The 26345-nt window shown below is 67.0% G+C and carries 26 protein-coding genes and 4 pseudogenes; 11 read left to right on the forward strand and 19 right to left on the reverse strand.

Features of this window, described 5'->3' with window-relative positions:
- Positions 1-123: 123 nt before the first annotated feature.
- Both KY499_RS12365 and KY499_RS12370 read right to left on the reverse strand, forming a co-directional pair.
- Positions 124-1788, reverse strand: coding sequence for an MDR family MFS transporter (locus KY499_RS12365; RefSeq protein ID WP_123253847.1), 1665 nt, complete (start codon positions 1786-1788; stop codon positions 124-126).
- A 130-nt stretch (positions 1789-1918) separates the two neighbouring features.
- Positions 1919-2995: a thermonuclease family protein gene (locus tag KY499_RS12370; RefSeq protein ID WP_219885504.1), complete on the reverse strand. Its 1077-nt coding sequence runs from the start codon at positions 2993-2995 to the stop codon at positions 1919-1921.
- Positions 2996-3226: 231 nt separating this feature from the next.
- Here KY499_RS12370 and KY499_RS12375 point away from each other — a divergent pair, with 231 nt between their 5' ends.
- The 4 genes from KY499_RS12375 (at position 3227) to KY499_RS12390 (ending at position 5829) form a co-directional block, all read left to right on the forward strand.
- Positions 3227-3784 (forward strand): TetR/AcrR family transcriptional regulator, encoded by a 558-nt coding sequence (locus tag KY499_RS12375; protein WP_258190758.1) that lies wholly within the window; start codon positions 3227-3229, stop codon positions 3782-3784.
- Positions 3785-3836: 52 nt separating this feature from the next.
- Complete coding sequence (locus KY499_RS12380; protein WP_219885505.1) at positions 3837-4337, forward strand: DUF456 domain-containing protein; 501 nt, start codon at positions 3837-3839, stop codon at positions 4335-4337.
- A 55-nt stretch (positions 4338-4392) separates the two neighbouring features.
- Positions 4393-5382, forward strand: coding sequence for a hypothetical protein (locus KY499_RS12385; protein ID WP_123253843.1), 990 nt, complete (start codon positions 4393-4395; stop codon positions 5380-5382).
- A gap of 90 nt (positions 5383-5472) precedes the next feature.
- Positions 5473-5829 (forward strand): nuclear transport factor 2 family protein, encoded by a 357-nt coding sequence (locus tag KY499_RS12390; RefSeq protein WP_258190759.1) that lies wholly within the window; start codon positions 5473-5475, stop codon positions 5827-5829.
- Between the two features lie 51 nt (positions 5830-5880).
- Here KY499_RS12390 and KY499_RS12395 read toward each other — a convergent pair.
- Positions 5881-6562, reverse strand: a pseudogene (locus KY499_RS12395) (LysE family translocator).
- A gap of 116 nt (positions 6563-6678) precedes the next feature.
- On the opposite strand from KY499_RS12395, the gene KY499_RS12400 reads away from it, so the two are divergent.
- Positions 6679-7134 (forward strand): Lrp/AsnC family transcriptional regulator, encoded by a 456-nt coding sequence (locus KY499_RS12400; RefSeq protein WP_123253841.1) that lies wholly within the window; start codon positions 6679-6681, stop codon positions 7132-7134.
- Between the two features lie 30 nt (positions 7135-7164).
- On the opposite strand, the gene KY499_RS12405 is transcribed toward KY499_RS12400, so the two are convergent.
- Complete coding sequence (locus KY499_RS12405; protein ID WP_219886998.1) at positions 7165-7623, reverse strand: Lrp/AsnC family transcriptional regulator; 459 nt, start codon at positions 7621-7623, stop codon at positions 7165-7167.
- A 430-nt stretch (positions 7624-8053) separates the two neighbouring features.
- Here KY499_RS12405 and gluQRS point away from each other — a divergent pair.
- Positions 8054-8951 (forward strand): annotated as a pseudogene (gene gluQRS / locus KY499_RS12410) (tRNA glutamyl-Q(34) synthetase GluQRS).
- Positions 8952-8960: 9 nt separating this feature from the next.
- Complete coding sequence (locus tag KY499_RS12415; protein ID WP_123253839.1) at positions 8961-9635, forward strand: HD domain-containing protein; 675 nt, start codon at positions 8961-8963, stop codon at positions 9633-9635.
- A 78-nt stretch (positions 9636-9713) separates the two neighbouring features.
- On the opposite strand, the gene KY499_RS12420 is transcribed toward KY499_RS12415, so the two are convergent.
- The 8 genes and pseudogenes from KY499_RS12420 to KY499_RS18800 form a co-directional block, all read right to left on the reverse strand.
- Positions 9714-11030, reverse strand: coding sequence for an ATP-binding protein (locus tag KY499_RS12420; RefSeq protein WP_123253901.1), 1317 nt, complete (start codon positions 11028-11030; stop codon positions 9714-9716).
- Between the two features lie 132 nt (positions 11031-11162).
- Positions 11163-12734: an amino acid permease gene (locus KY499_RS12425; RefSeq protein WP_219885506.1), complete on the reverse strand. Its 1572-nt coding sequence runs from the start codon at positions 12732-12734 to the stop codon at positions 11163-11165.
- A gap of 37 nt (positions 12735-12771) precedes the next feature.
- A complete protein-coding gene (locus KY499_RS12430; protein ID WP_123253838.1) occupies positions 12772-14184 on the reverse strand; it encodes an aspartate ammonia-lyase in 1413 nt (470 codons plus the stop codon).
- Positions 14181-15251 carry an asparaginase gene (locus KY499_RS12435; protein ID WP_123253837.1) on the reverse strand — a complete coding sequence of 357 codons (1071 nt, stop codon included), beginning with the start codon at positions 15249-15251 and terminating at the stop codon, positions 14181-14183. The genes KY499_RS12430 and KY499_RS12435 overlap by 4 nt, the downstream gene beginning before the upstream one ends.
- Positions 15252-15304: 53 nt before the next feature.
- Positions 15305-16033, reverse strand: coding sequence for a FadR/GntR family transcriptional regulator (locus KY499_RS12440; RefSeq protein WP_219885507.1), 729 nt, complete (start codon positions 16031-16033; stop codon positions 15305-15307).
- Between the two features lie 32 nt (positions 16034-16065).
- A complete protein-coding gene (locus tag KY499_RS12445; RefSeq protein WP_219885508.1) occupies positions 16066-17034 on the reverse strand; it encodes an L-lactate dehydrogenase in 969 nt (322 codons plus the stop codon).
- 33 nt (positions 17035-17067) lie between these two features.
- Entirely contained in the window at positions 17068-17712 is a 645-nt protein-coding gene (locus tag KY499_RS12450) for an SDR family oxidoreductase (RefSeq protein WP_375141092.1), read from the reverse strand.
- A gap of 31 nt (positions 17713-17743) precedes the next feature.
- Positions 17744-17827: pseudogene (locus KY499_RS18800) on the reverse strand (oxidoreductase); the annotation flags it as partial.
- Between the two features lie 253 nt (positions 17828-18080).
- Between KY499_RS18800 and KY499_RS12455 the strand changes: the two are divergent.
- Positions 18081-18407: a helix-turn-helix transcriptional regulator gene (locus KY499_RS12455; protein ID WP_219885509.1), complete on the forward strand. Its 327-nt coding sequence runs from the start codon at positions 18081-18083 to the stop codon at positions 18405-18407.
- Positions 18404-19657, forward strand: coding sequence for a type II toxin-antitoxin system HipA family toxin (locus tag KY499_RS12460; RefSeq protein ID WP_123253832.1), 1254 nt, complete (start codon positions 18404-18406; stop codon positions 19655-19657). Before KY499_RS12455 ends, KY499_RS12460 begins: the two co-directional genes overlap by 4 nt.
- Before the next feature lie 29 nt (positions 19658-19686).
- Here KY499_RS12460 and KY499_RS12465 read toward each other — a convergent pair whose 3' ends face one another.
- The 5 genes and pseudogenes from KY499_RS12465 to KY499_RS12480 form a co-directional block, all read right to left on the reverse strand.
- A complete protein-coding gene (locus KY499_RS12465; protein WP_123253831.1) occupies positions 19687-20304 on the reverse strand; it encodes a uracil-DNA glycosylase in 618 nt (205 codons plus the stop codon).
- A 434-nt stretch (positions 20305-20738) separates the two neighbouring features.
- On the reverse strand, positions 20739-20915 hold the full coding sequence (locus tag KY499_RS12470; protein ID WP_219885510.1) for a hypothetical protein: 177 nt from the start codon (positions 20913-20915) through the stop codon (positions 20739-20741).
- Positions 20916-20966: 51 nt separating this feature from the next.
- A pseudogene (locus KY499_RS18805) lies at positions 20967-21194 on the reverse strand (hypothetical protein); the annotation flags it as partial.
- Complete coding sequence (locus tag KY499_RS12475) at positions 21195-21425, reverse strand: hypothetical protein (protein WP_148045146.1); 231 nt, start codon at positions 21423-21425, stop codon at positions 21195-21197.
- Between the two features lie 24 nt (positions 21426-21449).
- Entirely contained in the window at positions 21450-22949 is a 1500-nt protein-coding gene (locus KY499_RS12480) for a GGDEF domain-containing protein (protein ID WP_219885511.1), read from the reverse strand.
- A gap of 270 nt (positions 22950-23219) precedes the next feature.
- On the opposite strand from KY499_RS12480, the gene KY499_RS12485 reads away from it, so the two are divergent.
- Positions 23220-23729 carry a hypothetical protein gene (locus KY499_RS12485; protein ID WP_219885512.1) on the forward strand — a complete coding sequence of 170 codons (510 nt, stop codon included), beginning with the start codon at positions 23220-23222 and terminating at the stop codon, positions 23727-23729.
- Between the two features lie 49 nt (positions 23730-23778).
- On the opposite strand, the gene KY499_RS12490 is transcribed toward KY499_RS12485, so the two are convergent.
- Together KY499_RS12490 and KY499_RS12495 are read right to left on the reverse strand one after the other, a co-directional pair.
- Positions 23779-24162, reverse strand: coding sequence for an RNA-binding S4 domain-containing protein (locus KY499_RS12490; RefSeq protein ID WP_123253826.1), 384 nt, complete (start codon positions 24160-24162; stop codon positions 23779-23781).
- Positions 24159-25697 (reverse strand): amidohydrolase, encoded by a 1539-nt coding sequence (locus tag KY499_RS12495; protein ID WP_219885513.1) that lies wholly within the window; start codon positions 25695-25697, stop codon positions 24159-24161. Before KY499_RS12495 ends, KY499_RS12490 begins: the two co-directional genes overlap by 4 nt.
- A gap of 310 nt (positions 25698-26007) precedes the next feature.
- On the opposite strand from KY499_RS12495, the gene KY499_RS12500 reads away from it, so the two are divergent.
- On the forward strand, positions 26008-26337 hold the full coding sequence (locus KY499_RS12500; protein ID WP_123253824.1) for a hypothetical protein: 330 nt from the start codon (positions 26008-26010) through the stop codon (positions 26335-26337).
- Positions 26338-26345: the final 8 nt, after the last annotated feature.

The raw sequence follows: 26345 nt of genomic DNA on the forward strand, positions 1-26345 counted from the left end.
CGACGCCGGCAGTAACGGCGTCGGGTTTTTTGGTGCCTCCGCGACGGGATTGCCTCCATTGGCCGGGCCCGCCGGTGTGCCGTGCGACGCCGACGGCGTGTCCCGCCGTCGGCGTCGGAAGCCCTAGTGGGTCGGAACGGGCTCGGTGCCCGTCTGCTTTGCGGCTACCCTCGGGTCCGTGAGCTTCTTGTTCGGCAACGCGAAGCTGATCAGGAACGCGATGCCGGTGAGTACCGCCGCGGTGAGCATCACGGCGTCGATTGACTGGGCGAAACCCTCGATGATGGGGCGGGTCAGTACCGGGTTGGCCTGATGGAGCCAGCTGGTGTCGTTGAGGGAGTCATTGCTGGCACCATTGTTGAAGAACTCATACAGTTTGGCGTTCGCGGGATCGGAGGCCACCGCCGGGTCCTTGAGGACGCTGAGGTACTCGGCGCTGGACATGGCCGATTTTATGCCGTCGGCGATCTTGCTGGCCGCCAGGCTGAACAGCATGGAGATGAACACGGCCGTGCCCACCGCCCCGCCCATGGAACGGAAAAACGCGGCGGAGGATGTGCCGACGCCCATGTCCTTGGCCGGGACGGAGACCTGCATCGCCAAGGTCAGCGGCTGCATGCAAAAACCCAGGCCCATGCCGAAGAACACTGCGATGAGCCCTGGAACCCAGAGGGCGGTATCCGCGCCGAGCGAGAGGCCCATGGCGACGGCGGCGCCGGTCAGGAGGGCCGTTCCCATGATGGGGAAGATCCGGTACGTTCCCGACGCCGAGATGGTGCGCCCTGCGGTAATGGAGCCGGTGAGGATGCCCGCGGTGAAGGTGATCATCATCAGACCCGCTTCGGTGGGGGTGAGGCCCTTGACCAGCTGCAGGTACATCGGGAGCATCGCGATTGCGCCGAACATGCCGATGCCGATGATGAAGTTCAGGATTGAGGAGAGGCCGAACGTGATGTTCTGGAACAGGCGCAGCGGGATCAGCGCGTAATCCCCGGCTCGCTTTTCGGCCAGCAGGAACGCGATGATGCCTACGATGCCGAGACCGATGCAGGACAGGGTCGCCGGAGCGGTCCAGCCCCAGCTGCGGCCCTGCTCGGCGACGAGAAGCAGCGGCACGATTGCCAGAGTGATGGCCGCGGCACCCCAGTAGTCGATTTTCTGCTTCACGTGCTTCGCCGGCAGGTGAAGGTAGAGGAACACTACGGTCAGGGCGGCGAGGCCGATCGGCACGTTGATGAAAAAGACCCAGCGCCAGCCGTCGAAGCCGAGGATACTGGTGGAACCGGCGAAAGCGCCACCGATCACTGGGCCCAGGACAGAGGAGACGCCGAAGACGGACATGAAGTAGCCCTGGTACTTGGCCCGGTCCTTCAGTGCCACGATGTCGCCGATGATGGTCAGGGCGAGGGCCAGGAGGCCACCGGCGCCCATGCCCTGGATGCCGCGGGCGATGGCGAGCTCGGTCATCGAGTGGACCGAGCCTGCGTAGAGCGAACCGGCCAGGAAGATCAGGATCGCTGCCAGGTAGAGCGGGCGGCGGCCGAAGATGTCGCTGAGCTTGCCGTACAGCGGGGTGGTCACCGTGGAGGTGATGAGGTACGCCGTGGTGGCCCAGGCCTGCAGGGACAGCCCGTCAAGGTCGTTGGCAATGGTGTAGATCGAGGTGGAAACGATCGTCTGGTCCAGCGACGACAGGAACATGCCGAGCATAAGGCCCACCATGACAGTGATGGTCTGACGATGCGTCAAGACCTCTCCGGGGACTCGCGTGGCGGCGGTTTTGGACATGGCTGCTCCAGAAGGAAGAAGAGGGAAAAAAGCGAAGATAGTTGCTTTCAGTAACTATCTTAGTTGATCGTTTATTCCCGGCGCCAGATATTTCATTCGATTGCCGCCTGCCGGACGTCCCGGGCTTTCTCTAGCAGGGCTTCCACGACTTGCCGCCGGGAGCGTAGCATCGTGGCCCTGTGTATCCGGGGTAGGGGTTCGGCGCCGCAGGGGGCACGTAGGCAGGGGGCACGTAGGCGGGCGGCACGTACGCCGGCGGAACGTAAGGGGCAGGTACGGGCGGCAGGTTGCGGATACGTTCGGCCTCTGCGGCCGCGGCCGCTGCGGCAGTTGCCTGGCGGGCAGCTTCCTCGGCCTGGCGGGACGCCTCGGCTGCCGCTGCGTCCGCGAGTTCTTGTTTCTTCGCTGCTATGGCGTCCTGATGCCCCACACCTGACGAGGCTGCGGCGTCCAGCCGATCCACGAGCACAGCCAATTGCGCCGGTTTATAGGCTGCCCAGTGCGCCCGGTCCTTCGTTGTCGCCGCGGACTTGAGGGCACTGATCGTCGCCAGCGCAGCCACCAGGCCGGCGTGGCGCTGATCGAGGTCAGCGGCAGCATCGGACAGTGGCGCGGCCACGATCGCTTCGATGGCGTCCGCTGCCGAGCCTACCTGCTGCGCCGGAAGACACGGGATGTCGGCCGAGTTCAGGCCGGTGCCCGCGGTCCGGGACTCAGCAAAGGCTTCCTCCACCGGTGGATAGAACTTCTTGTTGGGCTCGATCAGCACCGGAACTCCGAGCCCGAGCCGGGCGACCTCTGCGTTGACGAGGGTTCCGTCCGGGCTGAAGACGCCAGCCAGGGTTCGGCCGTATTTGTCCAGTGGCTCGACGTCCAGCTCAAGCCTGACCTTCGAGCCGACAGGCAAGAGCCCTTCGAGGCCTTTCGTCGCTTCCGGGCCCAGGCACTCCACCGGCACCTGAGGATCCTTGGTTTCGGGTGAATCCACGTTAAGAAGGCGGATGGTTGTCGGTTCGCCATCGACGGCGGCTTCGAAGGTATCGCCGTCGATTACGCGAAGCACGGTGGCCAGGCCCGCATCCTTGTTCGTTGCACTCGGTCCACCGCCTGTTCCGTTGGCGGTACAGGCGGTGAGGGCGAAGGCGGCGACGATGACAAGGCTAATCGCCCGGGCGCGGGCAATGCGGGCTGGTGCGGGTGACAACAAGATGTATTCCCCCCAAGGAATGAATGAGTGCGGCGTGTTTGGTCCGGACGTTCACAGTAGACAGTACTGTGCCGCCGCAGCCCTGGAATTACTCCGCGGCCGGCCGGCCGCCTGACGTATAGTGGACTGGAATTGCCACCCGGAGTGCCGAGCAGGATTTCTCTTGGCCGCCCAGAAAAAACTACCCCCGGAACGCCGCTGATGAAAGAATTCCATTCAGACCTTCCACCGATGGCCCCCGCCCCCACCCTCCCCCGGCAGCGGCTGCGCTACCTGCGGATCCTCGAGGTTGCCGCGGGAGTCGCCCGCAAGGGGCTCGACTCAGTGGTGCTTTCTGAGGTGGCAGCCAAAGCGGATGTTCCGTTGGGTACCCTCTACCGGTATTTCCCGTCCGCACCCCAGCTCATGCTGGCCCTTTACCGCAAACAACTTGGGGACCTGCACGAAGGAAGTCTTTCCGCCGCGGGCAAGGCTCCGGCCCATGCGCTGACCGGCGTTGCCATGGAGATCTTCCATATGCGCCTCATGCAGCCGGCCGTAGAGCAGTGCCTGACCCGGGCCGTGTACATCAAGGATGCGGACACCACGAAGCTGCTCCGTGAGATTGATGCCGCGGCCGAGAAAGCCGTCACGGCGGCAAGCGGCGATGCCGCGGTGTCCCGCGTTGTGTTGCTGGCCGTCACCGGGCTGGTCCAGGCGGTCCGTTGCCGCCGGCTTTCCCTCTTCGAGGCGGAAGAGGACCTGAAGAGGGCCTGCTCATTACTGGCACGGACAGGCGGGACCGCGTAGCCGATCTGGGCCAGGGCGCCGGGCTTCCGGTCGCCGGTCCTAGACTGGGGTCATGAATTCCGAGACCGTCGTGACGGTGATTTGCGGCGTGGCCATTGTGGTGGGCGTGGCGGGGACCGTCATCCCCGTCCTCCCTGGCAGTATTCTGATCGGGCTGAGCCTGCTGGTCTGGGCGCTGTGGGGCGGTGCCGGAACAACCGGTTGGGTGGTGTTCGGGATTGGCCTGGTCTTCGTTCTCGCCGGAATGGCCGCCGGCGCGGTCCTGACCGGCCGAAAACTTAAGCAGCACAGCATCCCAGGCCGCTCCGTTCTGGCAGGGCTCGTCCTGGGGGTGGCCGGGATGTTTGTTCTCCCCGTCGTTGGACTGTTCGTGGGGTTTGCCGCAGGACTTCTGTTGAGCGAACTCTGGCGTACCCGCGCCGTGCGGAAGGCGCTGGCGTCCAGCTGGGCAGCGCTGAAAGCTACCGGGCTTGGCATAATCGCCGAATTCGGACTCGCCTGCCTCGCCGCCAGCACCTGGTTGATCGGACTGTGGGTGGCGGCGGCCACTTAGCCCGTCCGTCCCGGGCGTTCGGCCACTGTGCTCCATCAGCATCTAGCATGGATGGATGAGCGCCGGACCTCCATCCGTACCAAAACCCTCTGTCCCGTACCGCGACACCCGCGACCTGACGCCCTTCCGCAAGACCGTGGTGCGGACGCCGGTACGCGATGCCGCCGAAGGGGTGGGTGGACTGGTCTCGGAAATTCTGGGCGCGCGGATCCGCGGCACGCTCTTTGCGGAGGGCGGTCCGCCGAGGCTTGGGAAAGTGGCCGGGAGGACGCCGGGAAAGACTGCCAAAGCGGTGCATGCCGCCATCTTCGGCAGCACCGACCCGGACCGGCTGATCGCGCTGGCGCGGGCATCCCCGGGCTGGGCCGGCCTCTGCTACGTTATGGCCGGCCTGCTGGCCTACACGCACCAGGAGCACCTGCGCGCGTCCGTGCTGTTGCAGCGTGGCCTGTCTATCAGGAACGACGACGATGCCCACCGCTATGCCGCCGAGTACCTGTCCGGTGTTGTCACCCGGGTATGGGTGGCGGAGCGGATCGAGGTTCCCGTGCTGTTCGGAGACGAAGCCATATTTCTGGCGCTGGCTCACTCGTTGCGGGAGACCGGTCAGGCGGAGGCGGCCCTGACGACGCTGGCCGGACTGCCGCCGTCGTTGCCGATGGCTTTGTCGCGTTGTTCGATTGCAGCAGAGCTGGGGCGGGACGCCGAGGTGGTCGCCGACACCGAAGGCCTGCTCAACGGCGACGACCTCTCGGCGGCGCTTCTGCTCGTGCGGGTCCGTTCGCTGCGCCGGCTCGGGCGGCTCTATGCAGCGCGGGGGGCGCTGCAGGAAGTCCTGCGCCGCCGGAAAACTGATTTCTCGCTGCGCAGCGAAGCCCTGACAGAACGCACCCTGTTATTGCTGGACAGCGGACGGCAGACGCTGAACCCGAGGGACTGGCAGCACCGGAAACCGTCGCAACAGAAGACTGTCGAGAACATCCGTAAGGACGCGGAAATGCACGAGTTGTGGGACCGGGAATACGGACGGGCCGACGACGGCTGAGATCCCGGACCCGCCGTTCCCAGCTTCACCTGGCGAATACACGTAGCCGGTACCCTTGCGGGGTGCCGTGGGCGGGGGTAGAACCAAGGCATGAAGGATGCAGCGGTGCGCTGGATGCAGCACTACATCACGGCCTGGCGGTCTAATGATCCGGAAGATATCCGCTCCCTGTTCACGCCGGACGCCATGTATGCGACGAGCCCGAATGAGCCCGAACCGTGGCGCGGCCGGGAGCAGATCGTGGAGCACTGGCTGGCCGCGCGCGACGAGCCCGATGAGTGGACCTTCGAATGGAAGCTGCTGGGGGTGGACGGCGGAAGGGCCTTTGTGCAGGGTGTCACCCGCTACCGCGGCACAGGCCGAAGCTACGACAACCTGTGGGTCGTCCAGCTCACGGGCGACGGCAGGGCCTCATCATTCACCGAGTGGTTCATGCCCCGGAGTTAGCCCGCTGCCGGCCGGCGCCCGCCAGCGGTCACGGCTTCCCACCGTCGTACGTCAGCCGGCCGTCAAGGCCGCGATGTGTGAAACGGACGCGCCAAACGCAGGAATCAGTTGCTCCGAGAGGAGCACCGCGCCGAGCAGCAGCATGATGATGCCGCTGGCCAGCGTGACCCGGCGGGCGGCGCCGGGCCTGGAATGGAGCAGCTTCCGGGACAGCAGCGCCACGCAGCTGTAGATGACGGCCGCGAGCAGAACAAATGTCATACCCAGCAGCCCGGACTGGACCGGCACGGGAAGGGCAGCGTCGGCGCTGACGAACTGCGGCACCAGAGCCACGAAAAACAGCAGGCCCTTGGGATTAATCCCGCTGACACCCACGCCCTGCAGGAAGATCCGCGCTTGGCTCGCGGAAGCCGCGGCTGGCACTCCGCCCGTCCCCGCGCTGAAGCTGGCTCCACGCCAGGAGCGGACGGTGCTGAAGCCGAGCCACAGCAGGTAGACGGCGCCGGCCCGCGGTCAGCCAGCCCAGGACACCCGGTACGCCGGTAAGCAGTGCCGCCAGCCCGAGCACCATGAGTGCGGTGTGGATGACGTAGCCGCCGCACAGTCCGGCAACGGCGGGGGCGAAGCTGCATTGCCTCAGCCCGGCTGCGATCGAATAAGCCCAGTCGACACCCGGTGTGCAGGCCAGCGCGACGGCGACGACCAGGAAGGCGAGGTACAGCTGAGGGTTCACGGCGGGCTCCAGGGCTTCGGCGCCCCGAGTGGGCACAAAGAAGACTCTAGGCAAATAGGCCCCACAAGTGTTCCCTCATTTACTGCTGAAATGCTCAATGCCGGTAAGATTATTGCGTGATTGACCATATTGATAGAAGTATTTTGCGCCACCTGAAAACGGACGGACGAATGACTGCCACGGCGTTGGCCGCCAAGGTCGGGCTGACCGTTGCCCCCTGCCACCGCAGGCTGCGCGATTTGGAAGTTGCCGGGGTCATTCGGGGCTACCGGGCGGACATCGATCCCGCCGCCGTGGGCTTGGGCTTCGAGGCAATCGTCTTCGTCACGCTGCGGCAGGTGGACCGTTCCACTATGGAAATTTTTGAGAACCGGGTGGCGGACAATCCGAATATCGTGGAGGCCCAGCGGCTGTTCGGCTCGCCGGATTACCTGCTCAAAGTCATTGCCGAAGACCTTCCGGCCTACCAGCGCTTTTACGACAGCGAACTGACGTCGCTGCCGGGCGTCGAACGGCTGACATCGACGCTAGTGATGAAAAACCTGAAGTCCAACGCTGGCCCGCCGGTCTGAGGCGGGGGAGCCGGGGGCGCAGGCGCAGCGTCAGGCTCCCAGCAGCCCCGTGGTCCGGTAGCGGATGACCTCGCGCAGGAACATGCTGGTGGAGGTCCGCACGATCCCGGGGCACAGCCGGATTTCCTCGGACACGCGGTACAGATCGTCCGGGCTGCTGGCCACCACCCGGATCAGCAAATCCGTATCGCCCGCGGGGGCATGGCATTCGAGCACTTCCGGGATGTTCCGCAGGGCCTCGATGGCCTCGTTCAGGTGGCTTTGGTCCAGTTCTGCACTCACCGAGGCTGCCACGCCCCGGCCCAGGGCGGACGGCAGCACGCGGCTGCTGTTGGGGCGCAAGGCCCCCGACGCCGTCATTCGTTCCAGGCGCGACTGCACGGTACCGCGCGCAAGGCCCAGTTTCTGGGCCAGCACCATGATCGGCACCCGGGGGTCCTCGTCAAGCGCGACAAGGATCCTGCGGTCGGTCGCATCGAGTTGCTGCAATATGACCACTTCCTGTTCTTCATCACCGGTCGTATTGATCAGATTGACCACTGTAGCCGTAGTCCGTTGCACCAACTGTAGAAGTTCTGCTCAAATGATGACAACAAAGGAACGCAGGCTACCGCCGGATTCCATCAGGCTACAGGCAGACCGGAACACCACCCGGACCCTGGACCAGGCTCCCCGCAAGGAAGCTGCCGCAGATCGACACTTGTTCACACATCGTCTGTCCGCACACACGACAAGAGCCCCTGAGCCACCGACGCCGGATTTCCGAAGTCATCGGTAGCTGAGGGGCTCTTGTGCTGTCCGGACCGAACTTCCCGTCCGCACCAATCAGCGCGGGGTCAGATCCTGCCGGTCCCACGGGGCAACACGGGCAGGAAATGACCCCGCGTTGCTCTGGAACTGTTCCGCATAGGCTGGTGCCATGACTTCTGCCGGCCGTTTCGCCCCCAGCCCTTCCGGCGAACTGCATGTGGGCAACCTCAGGACGGCGATCCTGGCGTGGCTCTTCGCGCAGTCCACAGGACGCCGGTTCCTGATGCGGGTGGAAGACCTGGACCGGGGCCCGGGCCGGCGCCGAGGCCGGGCAGCTCCGCGATCTTGCGGCGGTCGGCGTGACCTGGGACGGCGGCGTCGTGCGCCAGACGGACCGGGAGCCGCTCTACAGGGAGGCGATCGAACGGCTGCGCGCCGCGGGACTGACCTACGAGTGCTTCTGCACCCGCCGCGAAATCCAGGACGCCCCGTCCGCGCCGCACGCTCCGCAGGGCGCTTACCCCGGCACGTGCCGGTCACTGACGGACGGTGAACGCGAGGCCAAACGCGCCGTCCGGCCGGCAGCAACCCGGCTCCGCTCAACGGTGGCCGAGGCAACGGTGCGCGACCTCCTGCACGGCAGCTTCACCGGCGTCGTGGATGACTTCGTGCTCCGCCGCAATGACGGCGTGAATGCCTACAACCTCGCCGTGGTGGTCGACGACGCGGCGCAGGGCGTTGACCAGGTGGTCCGCGGCGATGACCTGCTGCCCTCCACGCCCCGGCAGGCCTACCTCGCGTCACTGCTGGGGCTGCCCGCTCCGGAGTATGCGCATGTGCCGCTGGTAGTGAACCGCGACGGCGCGCGGCTGGCCAAGCGGGACGGCGCCGTCACGCTCGCGGACCTCGCGCTGGCCGGCGTTTCCGCGCCTGAGGTGCGGGACACGCTGCTGGCGTCACTCGGGCTGCCTGCCGGCCCGCTGGAGCACGCGGTGCCCTCCTTTGACCCCGCCCTGCTGCCGCGGGAACCCTGGGTGTGGCCGGGCATGGCCGGTGCCGGCGCGTAGGCTGGAGTCATGTCAGAACCCGCACTTCCCCAGCACCGTTTTACCGTCGAGACCGCCAAAGTCCTGGCCGAAGTGGCCCACAACCGCCAGAAGGATAAGCTCAAGCGCCCCTACCGCGAACACGTCCTCGCCGTCGGCGATGCCCTGGCGGATTTCGACGACGACATCCGGATCGCGGGATACCTGCATGACATTGCCGAAGATACGCCGATGACGCGTCAGGCGCTGCTGGATATGGGCGTCTCGGAGCGGGCCGCGGATATCATCGAACGCGTCACAAAGAGACTTCACGAGAACCCGGACGACTATCAGGCCGGCATCCGTTATATTGCCGAGGACCACGGCGCCACCCTGGTCAAGATCGCCGACAACGCCCACAATTCGCTGCCCGAACGGGTCAAGGCGCTGGCCGAGAAATGGCCGGACAAGCCCCCGGTGACGCGCTACGACGAGGCCCGCCCGGTCCTCTACGCGGCGGTTCCCGTAGAGGAAACGCGCATGATTCTGGCCCGCATCAACCCGTGGCTGCTCGAAGAACTCGACGACCTGCTGGACGAGGCGGACGACACCGACTACGAAAACCTCTCCTACGAGACCACGGAGTCTGACGAGGCCGCCGCGACCGCGGATGCGGCCGAGGATGTCGCGGGCGCCGGGGAAGCGGCCTCGGACACCCGGCAGTAGCAACGCGGGGTCGCCTCTTGCCGGTCCCGCCGCGCAACATGGGCCAGAGGTGGCCCCGCGTTCCAGTGGAAAGAGAAACTAGACACGGCCGAGCGCGTCGATGTCCTCCAGGAACTGCTGCTGGACCTCTTCGCTCACCGTCATGCGGGTGTCCCCGATGGCGTCGAGGTAATCCTGGGTCGCCGGACCCTTGCGGACGGCCTCGCGGACGGAAACGCTGCCGCCGGAGGCAAGTCCGCCGTCGTCGTACACCGCTTTTTCCAGAGCCCGCTGCGAGGCGCTCCGGGCTGCGTATTCGATGTCTGCCGGGGAGAAGCCCTCGGTGCGGTCCACGAGCTGCTCGACATCAACATCGTCCACCACCGTGGCCGGGATGAAGCGCTGCCACATGGCCTCGCGGGCCTGGCGGTCGGGCAGCCCGATGGGGATGACGTAATCGAACCGGCCGTGGCGCAGGAACGCCGAGTCAAGGGCGCGGATGAAGTTGGTGGCGCAGACCAGCAGCCGGCCGGGCTGGTCGCGGAAGGCCGGGATGATCTTCAGGAGTTCGTTGGTGACGCCCTGCAGCGGCGACGGCGGTTCGCCCGAGCGCTGGGCGGCGATTTCCTCCACCTCGTCGATAAAGACGACGGCGTGCTCGAGCTCGGCGATCTCCAGGAACGTCTCGCGCAGCGCCCCGGCCAGGCCCTGCGGATCGGCGGCGAGCCGGGAGGGGAAGACTTCCACGAAAGGCCATTCCAGCCGGGACGCGATGGCCTTGGCGAAGGTCGTCTTGCCGGTTCCGGGCGGGCCGAAGAGGACAACTGCGCGCGGCGGCACCACACCGTACTCGTCGGCGAGGTCCGCCTCCGCGAGCGGTAAGACGAGGCGGCGCTCCAGCAGCTCCTTCTCGCGGCGCATCCCGGCCACGTTTTCCCAAAGATTTCGGGCCAGGATACGGCCCCCGAGCAGGCTCAGGGGTTCGAGCTCCTGGCGCTGGACCGGGATTTTCCGCTCAAAGTAGCGCAGGTTCTTCTTCAGCAAGAACCCCCGGGTCACAAAAGCCTCCACCCGCGCCTCCGACTCCGGCATCAGCGCGGAAAGCTTGTTCAGCCCGTGCGGGGCCATCCGGTTCTCGACGGCGGCCAGCAGCGAGGCGCCGATCCCGCGGCCGCGGAATTCGGGCAGGGTGGCGAGGAAGACGATCCAGCCCTGGTCGTGAGCGGCACGTCCGACGGCGGCGCCGACCACCTGGTCGCCGAGGACGGCGACGACGGCATGGTCCTTCTCGCAGGACGCAAGGACCTCGGAGAGCGCGTAGACCGGCTCGACATTGGTGGCCTTGAGCGTTTCCCAAAGGTGCAGGATGCCGTCCAGATCGGCCGAGTGGAAATCCCTGATCCGCCAGTTGGTCATGAGGTTCTCTCCCAGGTGGTTCGTCATTGAGCCAGATTGAGCCAAGTTGAACTTGTCTCCTCGAGCATATGCGAACCGCCGGGGCCAGGAGTTGCGGGAACGTTGCGTTACGTCCCCGCAACCCTCGGGGTGCTAGTCCCGGTCGGCCGGGATGTTCCGCGTGGTCGGGCTGGCCGCGGGCGGGAAAGCCCCGGTGTAGCCGTCGCGGAGTGCCGCGATCTCCATCACGCGCTCCCGGCACAGGCGCCAGCCGAGCATCAGCGCCGGGATGACTACCACCAGGGAAGCGATGGTCCAGGTGCCGACGGGGGAGTCGAAGGCCATCAGGACCAGGACGGCCAGCAGGAACGCGAGCGTGACCCAGCCGGTGACCGGGGCGCCGGGCATCCGGAAGGCCGGGCGCAGCAGTTCACCGCGGGCGGCCAGCTGGGCCAGCCGCATCTGGCACAGGACGATCATGGCCCAGCTGCTGATGATGCCCACCGAGGCGATGTTCAGCACGATTTCGAACGCCTCGGCCGGAACCAGGGCGTTGAGGATCACGCCGAGTACGGCTACGGCGGCGGTCAGGGCGATGCCGCCGTAGGGGACGCCGGCCTTGTTCATCAGGCCGGCGAATTTCGGTGCGGAGCCGGCCAGCGACATCGAGCGCATGATGCGCCCGGTGGAGTAGAGACCCGCGTTGAGCGACGACAGTGCCGCGGTGAGGACGACGAGGTTCATGATGGCGTCCACGCCTTCGACCCCGATGGATCCGAAGAAGGTGACGAACGGGCTCTCACCGGCCTTGTAGGCGGTGTAGGGAAGCAGCAGGGAGAGCAGGATCAGTGAGCCGACGTAGAACACCGCGATGCGGACGATGACCGTGTTGATGGCCTTCGGCATGATCTTTTCCGGGTTTTCGGTTTCGCCCGCGGCGGTGCCGATGAGCTCGATCGAGGCGTAGGCGAAGACCACTCCCTGCATCACGACGACGGCGGGCAGCAGGCCGTTGGGGAACATGCCGCCATTGTCTGCGATCAGGGTGAAGCCGACCTCCTGGCCGTCCACCGGGGTGCCGAAGATGACAAAGTAGATGCCGACGACCAGGAACGTCACCAGGGCCACCACCTTGATGAGCGCGAACCAGAACTCCATCTCTCCGAACACCTTGACGGAGACCAGGTTCAGTCCGAGGACCAGGATCAGCGCACCCAGGGCCCAGGTCCACTGCGGCACCTCTGCGATCGGCGCCCAGTACTTCTTGAAGAAGTTCATGTAGAGCGCGACGGCGGTGATGTCCACGATCGCCGTCATCGCCCAGTTGAGCCAGTACAGCCAGCCGGTGACGAAGGCGGCCTTTTCTCCGAAGAATTCGCGGGCGTAGGAGACGAACGAACCGGAGGAGGGGCGGTGCATTACGAGTTCGCCGAGCGCGCGCAGGATCAGGAAAGCGAAGAAGCCGCAGACGGCGTAGCTGAGGATGAGTGCCGGGCCGGCGGCGGCAAGCCGTCCGCCGGCTCCCATGAAGAGCCCGGTGCCGATGGCGCCGCCAATGGCGATCATCTGGACCTGGCGGGGCTTGAGGCCCTTGTGGTAGCCCGCGTCTTCGACGTGGAGGGCGGCTTCGGAGGCCTTGGCATGCGCCGGAATGGTGTGGTCGCTGATGGCCAATGGCCGGCTGCCGGCCGGTTTTTGGGCAGCGGTTTGCTGGGAAGGTGTCATGGGATTCTGTAGGTTCCTGTTCGGAGGGTGCCGGTGTTTACTTGCTGAGGTTTGCCAGGCGTTGCGGGCTGAGGAGGTCCGTGAGCTGCTCGGCGGTGAGCAGCCCGTGTTCCAGAACGAGCTCGGCAACGCCCTTGCCGGTGGCCAGGGCTTCCTGGGCGATGGCCGTAGCTGTGGCGTAGCCAAGGTGCGGGTTGAGAGCCGTGACCAGTCCGATGGACTGTTCCACCGTGAGCCGGAGGTGTTCGGTGTTGGCCGTGATGCCCCGGACGCAGCGTGCCGTCAGGGTGCGGCAGGCTGCATCAAGGTGGGAGATGCTCTTGTGGAGGCTGTGGACGATGATCGGCTCGAAGGCGTTGAGCTGCAGCTGTCCGGCTTCGGCTGCCATGGTGATGGTGACGTCGTTGCCGACCACCTCGTAGGCGACCTGACTGACCACTTCCGGGATCACCGGGTTGATCTTGCCGGGCATGATGGATGAACCGGACTGGACGGCAGGGAGGTTGATCTCGCCGAACCCGGCACGCGGGCCGGAGGACAGCAAGCGGAGGTCGTTGCAGATCTTGGACAGCTTGACGGCCACGCGCTTGAGTACCCCGGAGAGGTGCACAAAGGCGCCGACATCCTGGGTGGCCTCGATCAGGTCGACTGCGGTCACCAGCGGCAGACCGGTGATCTCGGCCAGGTGCCGGCAGGCGGCCTCGGCGTAACCGGCGGGGGCGTTGAGGCCCGTGCCGATCGCGGTGGCGCCGAGGTTGATCTCGTGGATGAGCAGGTCGGCCTCGGCCAGTCGCAACCGGTCTTCGCCGATGGTCACGGCGTAGGTGCCGAATTCCTGGCCCAGGGTCATGGGGACGGCATCCTGCAGTTGGGTGCGTCCCATTTTCACGACGGTGCGGAACTCAGTGGCCTTGGCGGCGAAGGCCTCTTCAAGTTCGGTCAGGGCTGCCAGCAGTTCCCGGGCGGCGAAGATGGTGCCCAGTTTCACCGCGGTGGGGTACACGTCGTTGGTGGACTGGCTGAGGTTGACGTGATCGTTCGGGTGCAGCCGGGCGTAGTCACCCTTGGGGTGGCCCAGGATTTCCAGCGCCCGGTTGGCAATGACTTCGTTGGCGTTCATGTTCGAGGACGTGCCGGCGCCGCCCTGGATGACATCGACGACGAACTGCTCACTGAACTTGCCGTCCATGATGTCCGCGCAGGCACCCGCGATGGCATGGGCGCGCTCGTCGTTGAGGAGCCCGAGTTCGTGGTTGGTGCGCGCCGCGGCGAGTTTCACGGCGGCCAGCCCGCGGACCAGGTACATGTTCGAGGAAAGCGGCTGGCCGGTGATGGGGAAGTTTTCCACCGCGCGGAGGGTGTGGACGCCCCAGTACGCGTCGGCGGGGACGTCGCGGTCGCCCAGCAGGTCGTGCTCGGAGCGGAACGTGGCGGCAACGGGATCGGTCATGGCTGTCCTTGGAATGTTTCGGGGCGGAGGAGGAAGTCGGTGGCCTGCAGGAGGCCGACGGGACGGCCGCCGCCCAGGACGGCCTGGGTGGCGATGCCCGCCAGCGGTGCGGTGTCGACGTCGAGCGCCTTCAGCGCATGGACGGTGACAGGCATGCGGGCCCGGTCTCCGCCGTCGGAAATCTTCACGGCAAGTGCACGGCCGTCGGGAAACCCCACGAGCTGGACCCCTTCAAACCCGTCCTTGGCCAGGAGTCCCGGCGCCAGGCGCATGAGTGCGGTGACGTCGCGGCCTTCGCCGGCCACCATCTCGGGATGCTGGCGCATGGCGTGCGCGACGGCGGCTTCCGGGGTCCGGGCGGGGGAGTCTCCTTCAGCCATCCGGTCAGGCGCGCCGGCGGAAGCCAGGCGTCCAAAGGCGCGCGCCATGCCTCGCAAAGTCAGGGCGAACAGCGGGGTCCCGCAGCCATCGGTGCTGGCGCCGGCGGGTTTCTCGCCGGTGAGCTCCTGGACGGTGCCGGCCACGAGTTGCTGCAGCGGATGCCCGGTCTCCAGGTAGCCGCGCACTGGCCAGCCGTTGATGACGCACGTGGCGGCCATGGCGGCGTGCTTGCCCGAGCAGTTCTGGGCCAGTTGGGTGGGCTGCCCTCCGCCGCGGAGCCACTCTTCGCGCTCGGCAGTGCCATAGGGCAGATCGGTGCTGTTCTCAAGGTCTGCCGAGGTGAGCCCGTGTAGGTCCAGGATCCGGGCGGCGCCGGAGCGGTGCATGGCAGCGCCGGAGTGGCTGGCCGCCGTGAGTGCCAGGAGGTCGGTCGGGAGGTCCAGCCCGGCCCGGACCATGGCCACGGCCTGGAGTGGCTTGAGCGAGGACCGCGGGTAGAACGGAGCCAGCGGATCGCCGGCGGAGAAGAGGGTCCGGGTGCCGGCTGCGTCGCCGGCGACGGCGATCAGGGAGCCGTAGTGGATGCTTTCGACCAGTCCGTCGCGCGTCTGGGCGGCGAGCTGGACGTGCTTTGGAAGGCCGGTGTCGCCCGGGACGGGGACGCTGGCGGGGGCGGGGAACGGCATGGAGTCCTTGGGGTGTGGGGCTGCGGGAGGTGGAACTGTGAACAGAGGGGGGCTTACGCGCCGAGGATCGAGTCGAGAGCGGCTCCCACTGCCTTCAGGTGCGCGCCCATGGCGTCGCGGGCCGCCGGCGCATCGCCGGATTCGATGGCCTGCAGGATGTTCTGGTGTTCCCGATCCGAGGCGTGCTGGCGGGCGGCGACCATATTGAGGGTTTCCGACTGATGGGTCAGGGCGTCCCGGATGTCCGTCACGATGTTTGCAAACACCTTATTGCCGCTGGCGCGGGCGATGGCGGCGTGGAAGCTGGAGTCCAGGCCGACCCAGGCTTCGGGATCGTCCTCGGCGGTCATGGCAACGATGATGTCGCGCAAATGTTCCAGTTGCTCCGCGCTGCGGCGTTCCGCGGCGAGCCCGGCCGCCGGAACTTCGATGTGGGGCCGGGCTTCGTTAAGATCCCGGGCGGAGTAGTGGCCCAGGGCGAGGTCCTTGGCTATCTGGTTGGCAATCACAAAGGTGCCCTTGCCGGTCCGCGTGATGGTCAGCCCGAGGGCGGTACAGGACCGCAGCGCCTCCCGGACTACCGACCGGCTCACCCCGTAACGCTGGGCGAGCGTGGCTTCGGAGCTCAATTTCGCCCCCACGTCCACGGTTCCGGTCTCGATCTCGGAGCGGATGGCATTAAAGACAGCCTCGGCGGCGCTGAGCCGTGGAAGCGGGTCGCCGGCCGCGCTGGTGGACTCGTTTGCAGGCTGCCCTGCTGTCCGGCTGTCTGACAGGTTCACTTGAGAAATATGGCACGGCTCACAAGGGGATGTCAATTTGCGCCTTGGACCCCCAGTGCGACCAGGCTCTTTTGCAGCGTATCGGCTGAATGGTGCAGGGACGTGAGCTCCCCGTCATCCATCGGGGTGTCCAGCACCGCACTGACGCCGCCGTGGCCCACGATGCTGGGCAGCGACAACGCCACCCCGGAAATGCCGTACTGGCCATTGAGCACGGTGGAGACCGGAAGCACCGAGTTCTCGGCCCGAAGCAGGGCTTCCACGATGCGTGTCCCGGCGAGTCCGATCGCGTAGTTGGTGGCACCTTTGCCGGCGATGACCTTGTACGCGGCCATCGTGACTTCCCGGCCGGCCTGGGCGAGGTATTCGGGCGTGAAGACCTCCTCGCCGCCGCTCTTCCAGTGCCGGATGGGCACCGGTCCGATCGTGGCGCCGGACCAGATGGGGAACTCCGTGTCGCCGTGCTCCCCGATCATGCTCGCGTGCACACTTGTCAGCGCAACTCCGGCACGGCCTGCCAGCAGCCAGCGCAGCCGTGAGGTGTCCAGGACGGTGCCCGAGGAGAAGACGCGGTGCGCCGGCAGCCCGGAAATCTTCTGCGCCGCGACGGTCAGGACATCGCACGGGTTGGTGACCAGGACATAGACGGCGTCCGGAGCGTGTTGCAGCAGTTGCGGCATGAGGGTCTCGAGGATCCGGGCGTTGGTGCCGGCGAGGTCCAGGCGCGTCTGTCCCGGCGCCTGCTTGGCACCTGCCGTGATGACTACGACGTCGGCTCCGTCCACTGCGGTGATGTCCCCGCCGCCGGTGACGGTCGCGGACGCGGCTGCGAACTGCGTTCCGTGGGCCAGGTCCAGGACTTCGGCGTCCGCCTTCGTGGCGTTCACATCGTAAATGGCGACGTGACTGGCCGAGCCGCGGATCAGGGCCGCGTAGGCGAGCGAAGTGCCGACACTGCCTGCGCCGACGATTGCTAGTTTCGTGCCCGGATTCGCTGACATTGCGCTCCTGTGTGCGCCGCTGCTGGCGTGCTGCTAGTGATCGGTTGAATCATCGCGGGGCGGAATGGACGTCCCCGCCGTGTCGCCGCCGTCGATCACGAATTCCGCGCCTGTGACGAAGGACGACTCGTCCCCGGCCAAATACACCGCGAGGTCAGCCACCTCCCGGGGCTGGCCGATCCGGTGGACCGGCATCTCTGCGAAGTCGAAGGCCATGCCGGCCGTCATGGGGGTTTCGATGACGCCAGGGTGGATCGAATTGACGCGGATGCCCATGTCGCCGAGGTCCAGGGCGGCCGATTTGGTCAGACCGCGGACGCCAAACTTCGACGCCGTGTACCCGGCGATCTGGGCATAGCCGCGGAGCCCGGCAATGGAGGAGACATTGATGATGGATGCTGCGCCTGCGCGCGCCAGGGCCGGCACGGCGGCCTTAATTCCGTTGAAGACGCCGGTGAGGTTGACCTCGATGATCCGGGTCCATTCGTCGTGCGGGTATTCGTCGATCCGGCCGAAGGTCACGATCCCGGCGTTGTTGACCAGGATGCTGAGTCCGCCGAAAGAGTCTACTGCTTCCTGCACCGCCGCGTCCCAGTCCGTCGGCGTCGTCACGTCCAGGTGCACGTAGCGGGCTGCGTCTCCGAGGGCCGGCGGCGAGTTGCCCGCCGTCCTCGTCAAGGATGTCACCGATGACGACCCGTGCGCCCTCCTCTGTCATCCGTGCTGCCATGGCGGCCCCAATGCCCCGGGCCCCGCCGCTGATAAGTGCCACTTTCCCGTCCAGCCGTCCCATGCCTTTGTCCTTTCCGGATTGCTGTTCCGGCTGTGATCAGGGGTGGATTGCCACATACAGCCGGGGGTTCACTCCCAGCATTCCCGCGAATAGCCCCCGTGTGCAGGGCCGATGGACTCTAAGTCGAGCCATTTAGATAGCGGCACGAACGTGCCGCAGGAGCCCCTTTCGGCCGGCGTGCCGCGTCGCTAGACTCAAACCAGCAAGCAAAACGGCACGTCCGTGCCGCTTCGGATCGTCTCGGGAGGAACCTGTGACCGACGCATTTTCGGAACGGCTGGCCGGCGAGGTGCGCGCCCGGCGTCGGAGCCTCGGTCTCGCCCAACGGGACCTCGCCGGGCTCGCCGGACTATCCGAACGCTTCGTCCGGTCCGTGGAGCAGGGCAAGCCGAGCGTCCAGCTCGACTCCGTGCTGGCGCTCCTGGGCACGCTGGGGCTGGAGCTGCAGCTCATAACCCGGCCCAGCGCCGCGGCGCAGACCGGCGCGCAGCCGGCGGCGCAGACCGGCGCGCAGCCGGCCGCGCAGACCGGCGCGCAGCCGGACGCGCACCCCCGGACGCCACGGGAGGACCGGCCGTGACACATCGCATCGCGGACGTCTACAAGGCCGGTCTGTTGGCGGCCCGGCTGGAACGCTCCGGCGGCGGCACGAAGTTCAGCTACCTGCCCGCCTATCTTGCGGCGGGCGGCCCCGCCGTCGCCAGTTCCCTGCCGCTGTCCGCGGAGCCGGTGTTCTCCGGGGCCGGGGCTGCGCCGCCGTATTTCACCGGGCTGCTGCCGGAAGGGCGGCGGCTTAACGCCCTGCGCCGGTCGGTGAAGACCAGCGTGGACGATGAACTGTCCCTGCTGATCGCGGCTGGCGCCAACCCGGTGGGAGATGTGCAGATCGTGGGCCGCGGCGAACCGCTGGACCCGGACGAGCACGCGGTGGAGCTCGATCCAAAGTCACCCGCGGACTTCGACGCGCTCTTGGGGGATTCGGGGCTGATCGACCCGGTGGCGTTGGCCGGGGTGCAGGACAAGCTGTCCGCCGGGATGATTTCACTGCCGGTGGCGCGGGCGGACCGGCGCTACATCCTCAAACTCAACGCGCCCGAATTTCCGCATGTGGTGGAGAACGAGTTCGTCATGTACCGGCACGCGGCCCGGCTGCGCATCCCGCTGAGCCGGGTGCACCTGATTCGCGACGTCGCGGCCCGCCCGGGGCTCCTGGTGGAACGCTTCGATCGCATTCCCGCTGCGGATCATGAGTCAGGAGGTGCGCCGGACGCGGTGCGGCGGCTCGCCGTCGAAGACGGGGCCCAGGTGCTGGGGCTGTACCCGGCGGATAAATACAACGTCGGGTACGGGCAGGTCTGCCAGGCCCTCGCGGCCCACTGTGCGGCGCCGCTGCCGGCACTGCGGAACCTGGCCGTCCAGGCCACGTTCGCCTGGTTGAGCGGCAATGGGGACCTGCATGCCAAGAACGTATCCATGGTCCAGCAGCCCTCCGGGGAATGGTTTGTTGCCCCGGTGTACGACATCCCGTCCACCGTGGTCTACGCGGACAAGACGCTTGCCCTCACCCTGGGCGGCAAGCGGACCGGGATCTCGCGGAAGCACTTCCTGGGTTGGGCCGCCGGGCTGGGGCTGAGCCGGCGCGCTGCGGTGCAGGTGCTGGAGCTCGGGCTAAAGGCAACGGGGCCGCTGCTGGCGGATCTTGAGGCGGGCACGGCCTTCCGAGGCACGGCGCCGGGAGCCGACGACGGCGGAGCCGCACCATTTTCGGCCATGGTCACCCGCGACTGGATCAAGGAACTCAAACACCGGCGCCGGCTGCTGGAGGCCTAAGGCGCACAGCAGCATCGGTGGGCGCGGGGTTAGAGGTGCTGGATGCCGGCCCGCTGCATAGCGTCTTTGTAGACCTCAACGTTTTTGTTCAGGAGCTCTTCCTGCTTGGCGGCCGAGACGGCAAAGGCGCGGCCGCCAAGGGCCGTTGCCTTGTAGATCTTCACGCCATGGTTCTTCAGCGACGAGTGGTACGTCTTCTCGAACAGCGTCAGGAACGCGTTGGCGTCGGCGCCGTGGGCGATCACGGCCGACACACGCTTGTTGATCTTCAGGAACTGGCGGAAGGGGCGCAGCCCGTCCGTTTTCTCCTGGACGTTCAGTGCCGTGGGGAGGTCCGGGTCGCGGATCCACGGGTAGGCGTTCCAAGGCATTACGTAGCGCGGGTCAAGCTCCGCGGCCTCGTAGATGGAGGTCGCGCGGCGGCCTTGCTCGTCGTCGTTCAAGTGCGAAACGAAACCCGACTCAGTCCCCTTGCCGGGGCTGATGTGGAGGCTGATGATTCTGCACTCGTCCTCGTCATGGATGGGATCGATGTAGGGGACGACGGACCCCGGCTTCTTCTCCATGAGTTCGTCGCAAAGCTGCGTCACGGCCACGATGTTCGGTTCCTGCAGCAGGGCCTTTTTTTCGTCCCAGTCAATCGTCACGATTTCTCCCTCAGCACTTAGCGTCCAGAATCAGGCGTCTTGTTCTACTCTACGCGGTCGGCCGGGGCCGTGTTCCAGGACGGCCTCAAAAGGCCTCGCCGATGTCACCCCGGCAATCGCGCAGGTCCAGCGGCGGGTCCTGGTGCCGCCGGCGGTGGTCCTGACTGGCGACCGGTTTGCCACGGCTCACCGGATGCGGCAGACCGCGCGCATACTCATCACGTTGACAGGCGCAAAACTCCGAAATTCCGTGATTTGCCTAGCCACTCGACCGGGCTGGACGTAAAATTGAAACGCCTGCAGGTAACCATCTGAACTAGCCGGGTCGTTCGGGACAGTTAATGTCCGAGCCAGCTCCATAGCGAGATCGCGAAGGTGCCTGCAGGCTTCTGCGGCGCCACAGGTTTTGGGTTTTCCCGCCAGGCCGGCGCCAACTAGGTTCCCGCCTCCACCATGAATTCCGTGTGCCCGGAGCGGATGCCGTTGATTTGCAGTTCCAGGGCCAGCGCTCCCGGGTTGGCTTTTTTGACCAGGGTGCGCAGGCCGTGCCGCAACACCCAGGCCGTATTGGCGTCCGGTTCCGCCAGCCAGCCGGCCGCTGTCTCCAGCACGGCATCGGGCGCGTGGCGGGCAAGGTCGTTAAGATGGTTCGCGACTGAGCGCCGGACGTACTCGTGCGGGTCCCGATACAGGGCGTCGAGGAGAGGGATCGTTGCGGCCGGGCGGGCCCTGAGGGCCGGAACGCGGACAGCCCAGGGCAGGTAGGGGCGGGTCCCCTCACTGGCCAGCCGGCGGACATGCTCATCGGGATGGGCCGTCCACGTCCGAACGACGGCGAGGGCCCCGGTCCAGGTCGGCGGCCAGCAGCCGGCGGATGGCGAATCCGCCAGTCATCCGCGGCGGAAGGTGCGTGCCGCCGTCCTGTAGCCCGCGCGCGCGGCAGCCAGATCGGCGAGCAGTGCCTCGCTTACATGGTCTGTGCGCCCGCGCAGGCTGAGGTTATCCAGTGCTGCACGGGTGGCGGCCACCTGCGGCCAAACAATGTCCGGTGCGGCGCCTGCCAGCCCCCGGACCAGCGAGTCGACGGCGGCCCGGTCTATCAGTTCGTTCATGGCACCCACGGATTCAGGCTACCGGGACTTCTCCTAACCGGCCGTTCCGGAGGTCTCAGTGCTTTGCTGCCCGCCGCGCGTGCCTGTGCCGGTGCTGCCCTGGCGGGTCGCGACTCGATGCAGCCCGCTCCGGAACGACTCCGCTCCGGGAGACATCCGTGCTGAGATGATCCCCTGCTCAACGAGGGAATCAGCCCATTGCAGGACCAGGCCGTGGTGGAAGACGAATTCCTCCAGCGCTGTGGCCTGCGGCAGTGCAAGGCGGGCCGGTCCCGGCCCCGGCGGAAGCTGCCGGACCGCGGCCAGCAGCGATTCCAGCGTCCGGCGGATGGTTTCCGGGCCGCGGGTTTGTTCGGGAAGAAGTCCCAGGGCCTTGGCTGCGGCTATTTCGGCGCGGAGCGTGTCCAGGTATGCCGCCCAGGACCGCGCGTCATCGGGATTCACGTCCATCGACCCGTGGACATCGCGGCGCCGCGCCTCGTCGTAGATCATGAAGCGGCCGCGTCCGGAGTGCTTGGCCGCGTACATGGCCGTGTCAGCCTGGGACGCCAGGTCCTCCGGACGGTCCAGCCCGGTGCCGTGGGCCAGGCCCAGACTGGCGCTGAGGCTCAGTTCCGAGCCGTTCAAGCGGAACGGGGCCACGAGCGCATCCAGGATCCGCCGGGCCACGTCAGCCGCCGCCATGTGGTCCGCGCCGGGCAGCAGCAGGGTGAATTCGTCGCCCCCCGTGCGGGCCGCGGTATCACCGGGCCGCAGGCAGCCGCGCAACCGGCGTGCGCTTTCGACCAGCAGCGCATCGCCGGCTGCGTGTCCGAATGAATCGTTGACAGGTTTGAAACCGTCGAGGTCCACGGAAACGACGAGGATGGATTCCCCGGTGGCGCGGCAGGCCTCGGATGCCTGCCGCATCCGGTCGGCGAGCAGGGTCCGGTTGGCCAGCCCCGTCAGCGGGTCGTGCAGCGCCTGCCTTTCCAGGCGTCCCAGCCGGACCCGCTCGGCAACCCTGGACTGTGAAAGGACAGACATCGGAATCAAACTCGTGACGCACATCAAGGCAAACAATGATCCAAGGACCAGCGGATCGGTATGGGCCGACACCGGGACGGCGCCGGGACCGGAGGCATCCGAGAGCACGGTGCCGGGGATGCCGGAACGACCAACGACGATCAGGGACGCTACTGCCAGCGGGGCCCAGTCCTCATAGAGGGCAACGATGGGAACAAGGATAAACAACAAGAACTGCGACTCCACGGCGCCGGACAGTTGCACGGCGATGGCCGCGGCGACCATCAGGGCTGCGGAGTTTAAGGTTGCCCGCAGCCGCCGACCCACCGGGGCGAGCCAGCCCATGGCAGCCAGGACCACGGGTATGCCGCCGCAGAGGAGCGCGGACACCAGCGGGGCGCCGGAGAGTCCGGTGCCGACGGCGACGCTGAGGGACGCGGCGAGTGCCGTGGCCCCGACGCCCCGGTGCCGAATCGTCCAGTCAGTGTCCGGCAGGTGGCCTCCGCCCGGGACTGCACGGCGGGCCATGCCTAACCACTGTGCCATCACGGTCATGCCCCCCTCGTTGCAGACCGCATCCGGACATATCCCCCTAATTCATGGTTGGCTCACTGTATCTGCACCCGCGGGTCAGGTGCTGCGCGACTCGCACGTGGTAGGCCAAACCGATCAACGCCCCTATACCTGGGGGCGGTCCCGGGACCGCACGCAGCCCCGGCTGCCCGCGCCACCTTCTACTACCGGGCCGTGAGGATCTCCGTAGACTGGGTACCGCCCGCACCCTAGCCCGAGGAATCCATGACGATCACCAAACAAACCCTTAAATCCGAGGGTTTCGCGGGCTTCCGGAACATCGCCGCGCTGGACATCAACCGGATCCCGCAAAAGCCCGGGATCTTCGCGGTGCTCCGGCCCGAGGGATTCCAGCCGCAATTCCTGGCCAAAAGCACGGCGGGCATCTTCAAGAAGAAGGACCCCTCGCTGCCGGCCGTCGCCCTGGCCGCCGAGTGGGTGGACGACGCCGACGTCCTGTACGTCGGCAAGGCCGGTCCGGGCAGCAAGGGGAACCGCGGACTCCGCCGGCAGATCCAGGAGTTCGTCGACTTCGGCAAAGGCAAGCCGCCGGGTCACTGGGACGGCCGGCTGATCTGGCAGCTCGCCGCCGCCGGGTCCCTCATCATTGCCTGGCGGGAGCTCCCGACGGAACAATTGAACGCAGCCGAAGCCCGCTACCACGCCGATTTTCACGCCGGCCATGGCGGCCTGCCGTTCGCCAACCTCGTGCAGGCACGGGTCAAAGGACGCTAAGACCTGAGCCGGCGGACTGAGCCGTTGTGGACCTGAAAGAACCAGTCCGCTACTCCGGGCCCCGGAGCCGTTCCATCTCGCGCCGGTCCTTCTTGGTGGGACGCCCGGCGCCGCGGTCGCGTTGCGGCAGGCCAAGTGCCGGTGCCGCTGGGCGTGGCGGCGTGTGGTCGGTGAAGCAGTGCGATGCGGCCTCGGCGCCGACGCGTTTGACGATGAGCCTGCGGACCTCGAGGATCCTCTCATAGCCCGGCTGCCGGACCCGGATGGTGTCGCCGGGCACTACAGTCTGCGACGCCTTTGCCGGATTCCCATTGAGCCGCACATGGCCCGCGCGGCAGGCTGCGGTGGCGGCCGAGCGCGTTTTGTAGGCCCGGATTGCCCAGAGCCAGGCGTCGATGCGGGCAGTGGCCGGAGAGGAAGGGATGCTTGTCATGGCTGCGACCGAGTATAACCGGCGGACGCCCCAGCGACGGCGTACGTGAACCGCCCCGCCACCAGCGTCGCGGCCACCGGCATCGCGGCAAAAACCGACTCGGACGCCGACAGCGGATCGGCATCGAGCACGGCGATGTCGGCCCGGTCCCCAACCCGGATCCGGCCCCGTCCACGGGTTGAGGCCGTCAGGGCTTCTTGCCGGGTCAAGGCCTGCTCGGGGTGCCAGGGCGCACGACCGTCCTGGCGGGCCCGGGTGGTGGCCGCCGCCATTGCCGTCCAGGGATCCAGCGCCGCCACCGGCGCGTCGGAACCCAGTGCGAGGGTGGCCCCGGCAGCCAGCAGCGACCGCAAGGGGAAGGCCCGGTCCGTGCGCCCGGCCCAGTTGGAATCCGCGGCGTCGCGGTCATCGAGGGCGTGGGCCGGTTGGACACTGGCGGTCAGGCCCAGCGCGCTGAAGCGGGCGAAATCATCGTGCCGGACAAACTGGGCATGCTCAATGCGCCCGGGGATGCCGACGGCGGCGAACGCGTTCAGCGCCACCTCATTGGCGCCGTCGCCGATCGCGTGGACCGCCGGTCGGAAGCCTGCGTCCCGGGCCCTGACCAGGAGTGCGGTCAGTTCGGCCTCACCCACGGTGAGCAGGCCGTGACCGCCGTGCGGGTACGGATCGACGCAGTAGGCAGTCCGGGTGTTCAGCGAACCGTCAATCAGCACTTTCAGCGGGCCGACCGTCAGCAACCCGTGCGTGCCGGCCACGCCCTGGCCGGTCCGCAGTCCCTCAGCCACGGCGCGGTCAAGATCCTGCGGGTACACCGCGGCCTCCACCCGCAAGGCATCGAAGCCCGCAGTCATCCGGCGCAGCCACACGTCCCGGTTCCAGGTCATCTCAAAGTCCACGGCACCCACGACGCCGCGAGCGGCGGCAGCCCGGCCGGCCTCCCGCACCCACCCATCGACGACGTCGTCCGGCAGCCTGCCAAGCTCGCGGGTCAGCGCAAAAGCGGGATCTTCACGGAGCAGGCCCGACTCGTCCACGCTCACCCCGTACCTTTCCGCCGCCGCTCCGTTGAGCCAGACGCAGTGCAGATCATGGCTGATCAGTACCGCCGGCCGTCCGGCGGTGACGGCGTCGAGCAGTGCACGGCTGGGAGCGTCGGACCAGACTGCATCCCGGAACCCGACGCCCACCAGGGTCAGGCCGCACCCGGCCGCGTCAGTGCCGGCGTCAGCTCCGGCGACGGCAGAACGGACGACGTCGGCAGCCCCGCGTGCGGACATGGCGGCGGAGAGATCGACCCGGTTGGCGGCGAGGGCCCACTGGGTGAAGTGGACATGCTCATCCCACAGACCGGGAATGACGTAGCGCCCGCCGAAGTCCACCACCTGAACCCCGGCCGGAGGTGCTCCGGCGGGCATCACGGCCGAAACAACTCCGGCGCTGATCTGCACATCCGACAGCGAGTCGTCCCCCGGCTGCCGGACCGAAGCCAGGATGAGGTCGGGCAGGATCGCGGGACAGTGGGCTTTACGCATAGGCATCAGGCTATGGGCCGGAACGCCGCTGTACAACGCAGTCCCCCGCCAGATAAGGGCCTTTCGTCCCTTACCCCGGCATGGCAGATCCGGGAAGCTGGTTTTGGGGCGGTTCCCGTACAGATATTGGGGGAGGAACCGCTTGGAGGATACGCACGACGGGTCTCGTTCAGTTTCGAACCGGCAGCGGCATATTTGCCGTTGCCGGATTCAGCATGAACCGACAGGAGACCACGCACTATGGGCAGTTGCAGCGCACGACCTGCCTTCGCCGGAGTTCCGGCGAAGGCCCGGGAGGTCTGAGCGTCCCATGCACCACCATATTGGGGACCCGCGGTTAAGCGTCATCATCCGTATCGATGCCGAGGCGGGGTCGACGCGGATAGAGGTGCACGGCGTGGTCACCGCGGCCAACGTCAGAGCCCTCTATGTGGTCGCACGGCGGGTGGCGCACAAGTTACCGGACCATGAAATTGTGATCGACCTCGCCCACTCGCGCGTTTCGGAGCCGGCAATCGACGAACTCCGCGAACGTGCCCGGCTCTCATTGATTTATTCCGGGATCGACGCTTCCGAGACGCCATGCCGTCTGCGCCTCGTGGACCCCCTGGTGGTCCTCAAGGCCAGGGCGCACGTCTGACGCCCCGC

The sequence above is a fragment of the Arthrobacter sp. PAMC25284 genome, assembly GCF_019443425.1.
GTDB classification, from domain to species: Bacteria; Actinomycetota; Actinomycetes; order Actinomycetales; family Micrococcaceae; genus Arthrobacter; species Arthrobacter oryzae_A.

Bases quoted from the DNA above. Each gene is read 5' to 3' on its own strand.
- KY499_RS12365 (WP_123253847.1), bottom strand. From the start codon at position 1,788: ATGTCCAAAACCGCCGCCACGCGAGTCCCCGGAGAGGTCTTGACGCAT.
- KY499_RS12375 (WP_258190758.1), top strand. From the start codon at position 3,227: ATGGCCCCCGCCCCCACCCTCCCCCGGCAGCGGCTGCGCTACCTGCGG.
- KY499_RS12380 (WP_219885505.1), top strand. From the start codon at position 3,837: ATGAATTCCGAGACCGTCGTGACGGTGATTTGCGGCGTGGCCATTGTG.
- KY499_RS12385 (WP_123253843.1), top strand. From the start codon at position 4,393: ATGAGCGCCGGACCTCCATCCGTACCAAAACCCTCTGTCCCGTACCGC.
- KY499_RS12390 (WP_258190759.1), top strand. From the start codon at position 5,473: ATGAAGGATGCAGCGGTGCGCTGGATGCAGCACTACATCACGGCCTGG.
- KY499_RS12415 (WP_123253839.1), top strand. From the start codon at position 8,961: ATGTCAGAACCCGCACTTCCCCAGCACCGTTTTACCGTCGAGACCGCC.
- KY499_RS12420 (WP_123253901.1), bottom strand. From the start codon at position 11,030: ATGACCAACTGGCGGATCAGGGATTTCCACTCGGCCGATCTGGACGGC.
- KY499_RS12425 (WP_219885506.1), bottom strand. From the start codon at position 12,734: ATGACACCTTCCCAGCAAACCGCTGCCCAAAAACCGGCCGGCAGCCGG.
- KY499_RS12430 (WP_123253838.1), bottom strand. From the start codon at position 14,184: ATGACCGATCCCGTTGCCGCCACGTTCCGCTCCGAGCACGACCTGCTG.
- KY499_RS12435 (WP_123253837.1), bottom strand. From the start codon at position 15,251: ATGCCGTTCCCCGCCCCCGCCAGCGTCCCCGTCCCGGGCGACACCGGC.
- KY499_RS12445 (WP_219885508.1), bottom strand. From the start codon at position 17,034: ATGTCAGCGAATCCGGGCACGAAACTAGCAATCGTCGGCGCAGGCAGT.
- KY499_RS12480 (WP_219885511.1), bottom strand. From the start codon at position 22,949: ATGGCCCGCCGTGCAGTCCCGGGCGGAGGCCACCTGCCGGACACTGAC.
- KY499_RS12485 (WP_219885512.1), top strand. From the start codon at position 23,220: ATGACGATCACCAAACAAACCCTTAAATCCGAGGGTTTCGCGGGCTTC.
- KY499_RS12490 (WP_123253826.1), bottom strand. From the start codon at position 24,162: ATGACAAGCATCCCTTCCTCTCCGGCCACTGCCCGCATCGACGCCTGG.
- KY499_RS12495 (WP_219885513.1), bottom strand. From the start codon at position 25,697: ATGCGTAAAGCCCACTGTCCCGCGATCCTGCCCGACCTCATCCTGGCT.
- KY499_RS12500 (WP_123253824.1), top strand. From the start codon at position 26,008: ATGCACCACCATATTGGGGACCCGCGGTTAAGCGTCATCATCCGTATC.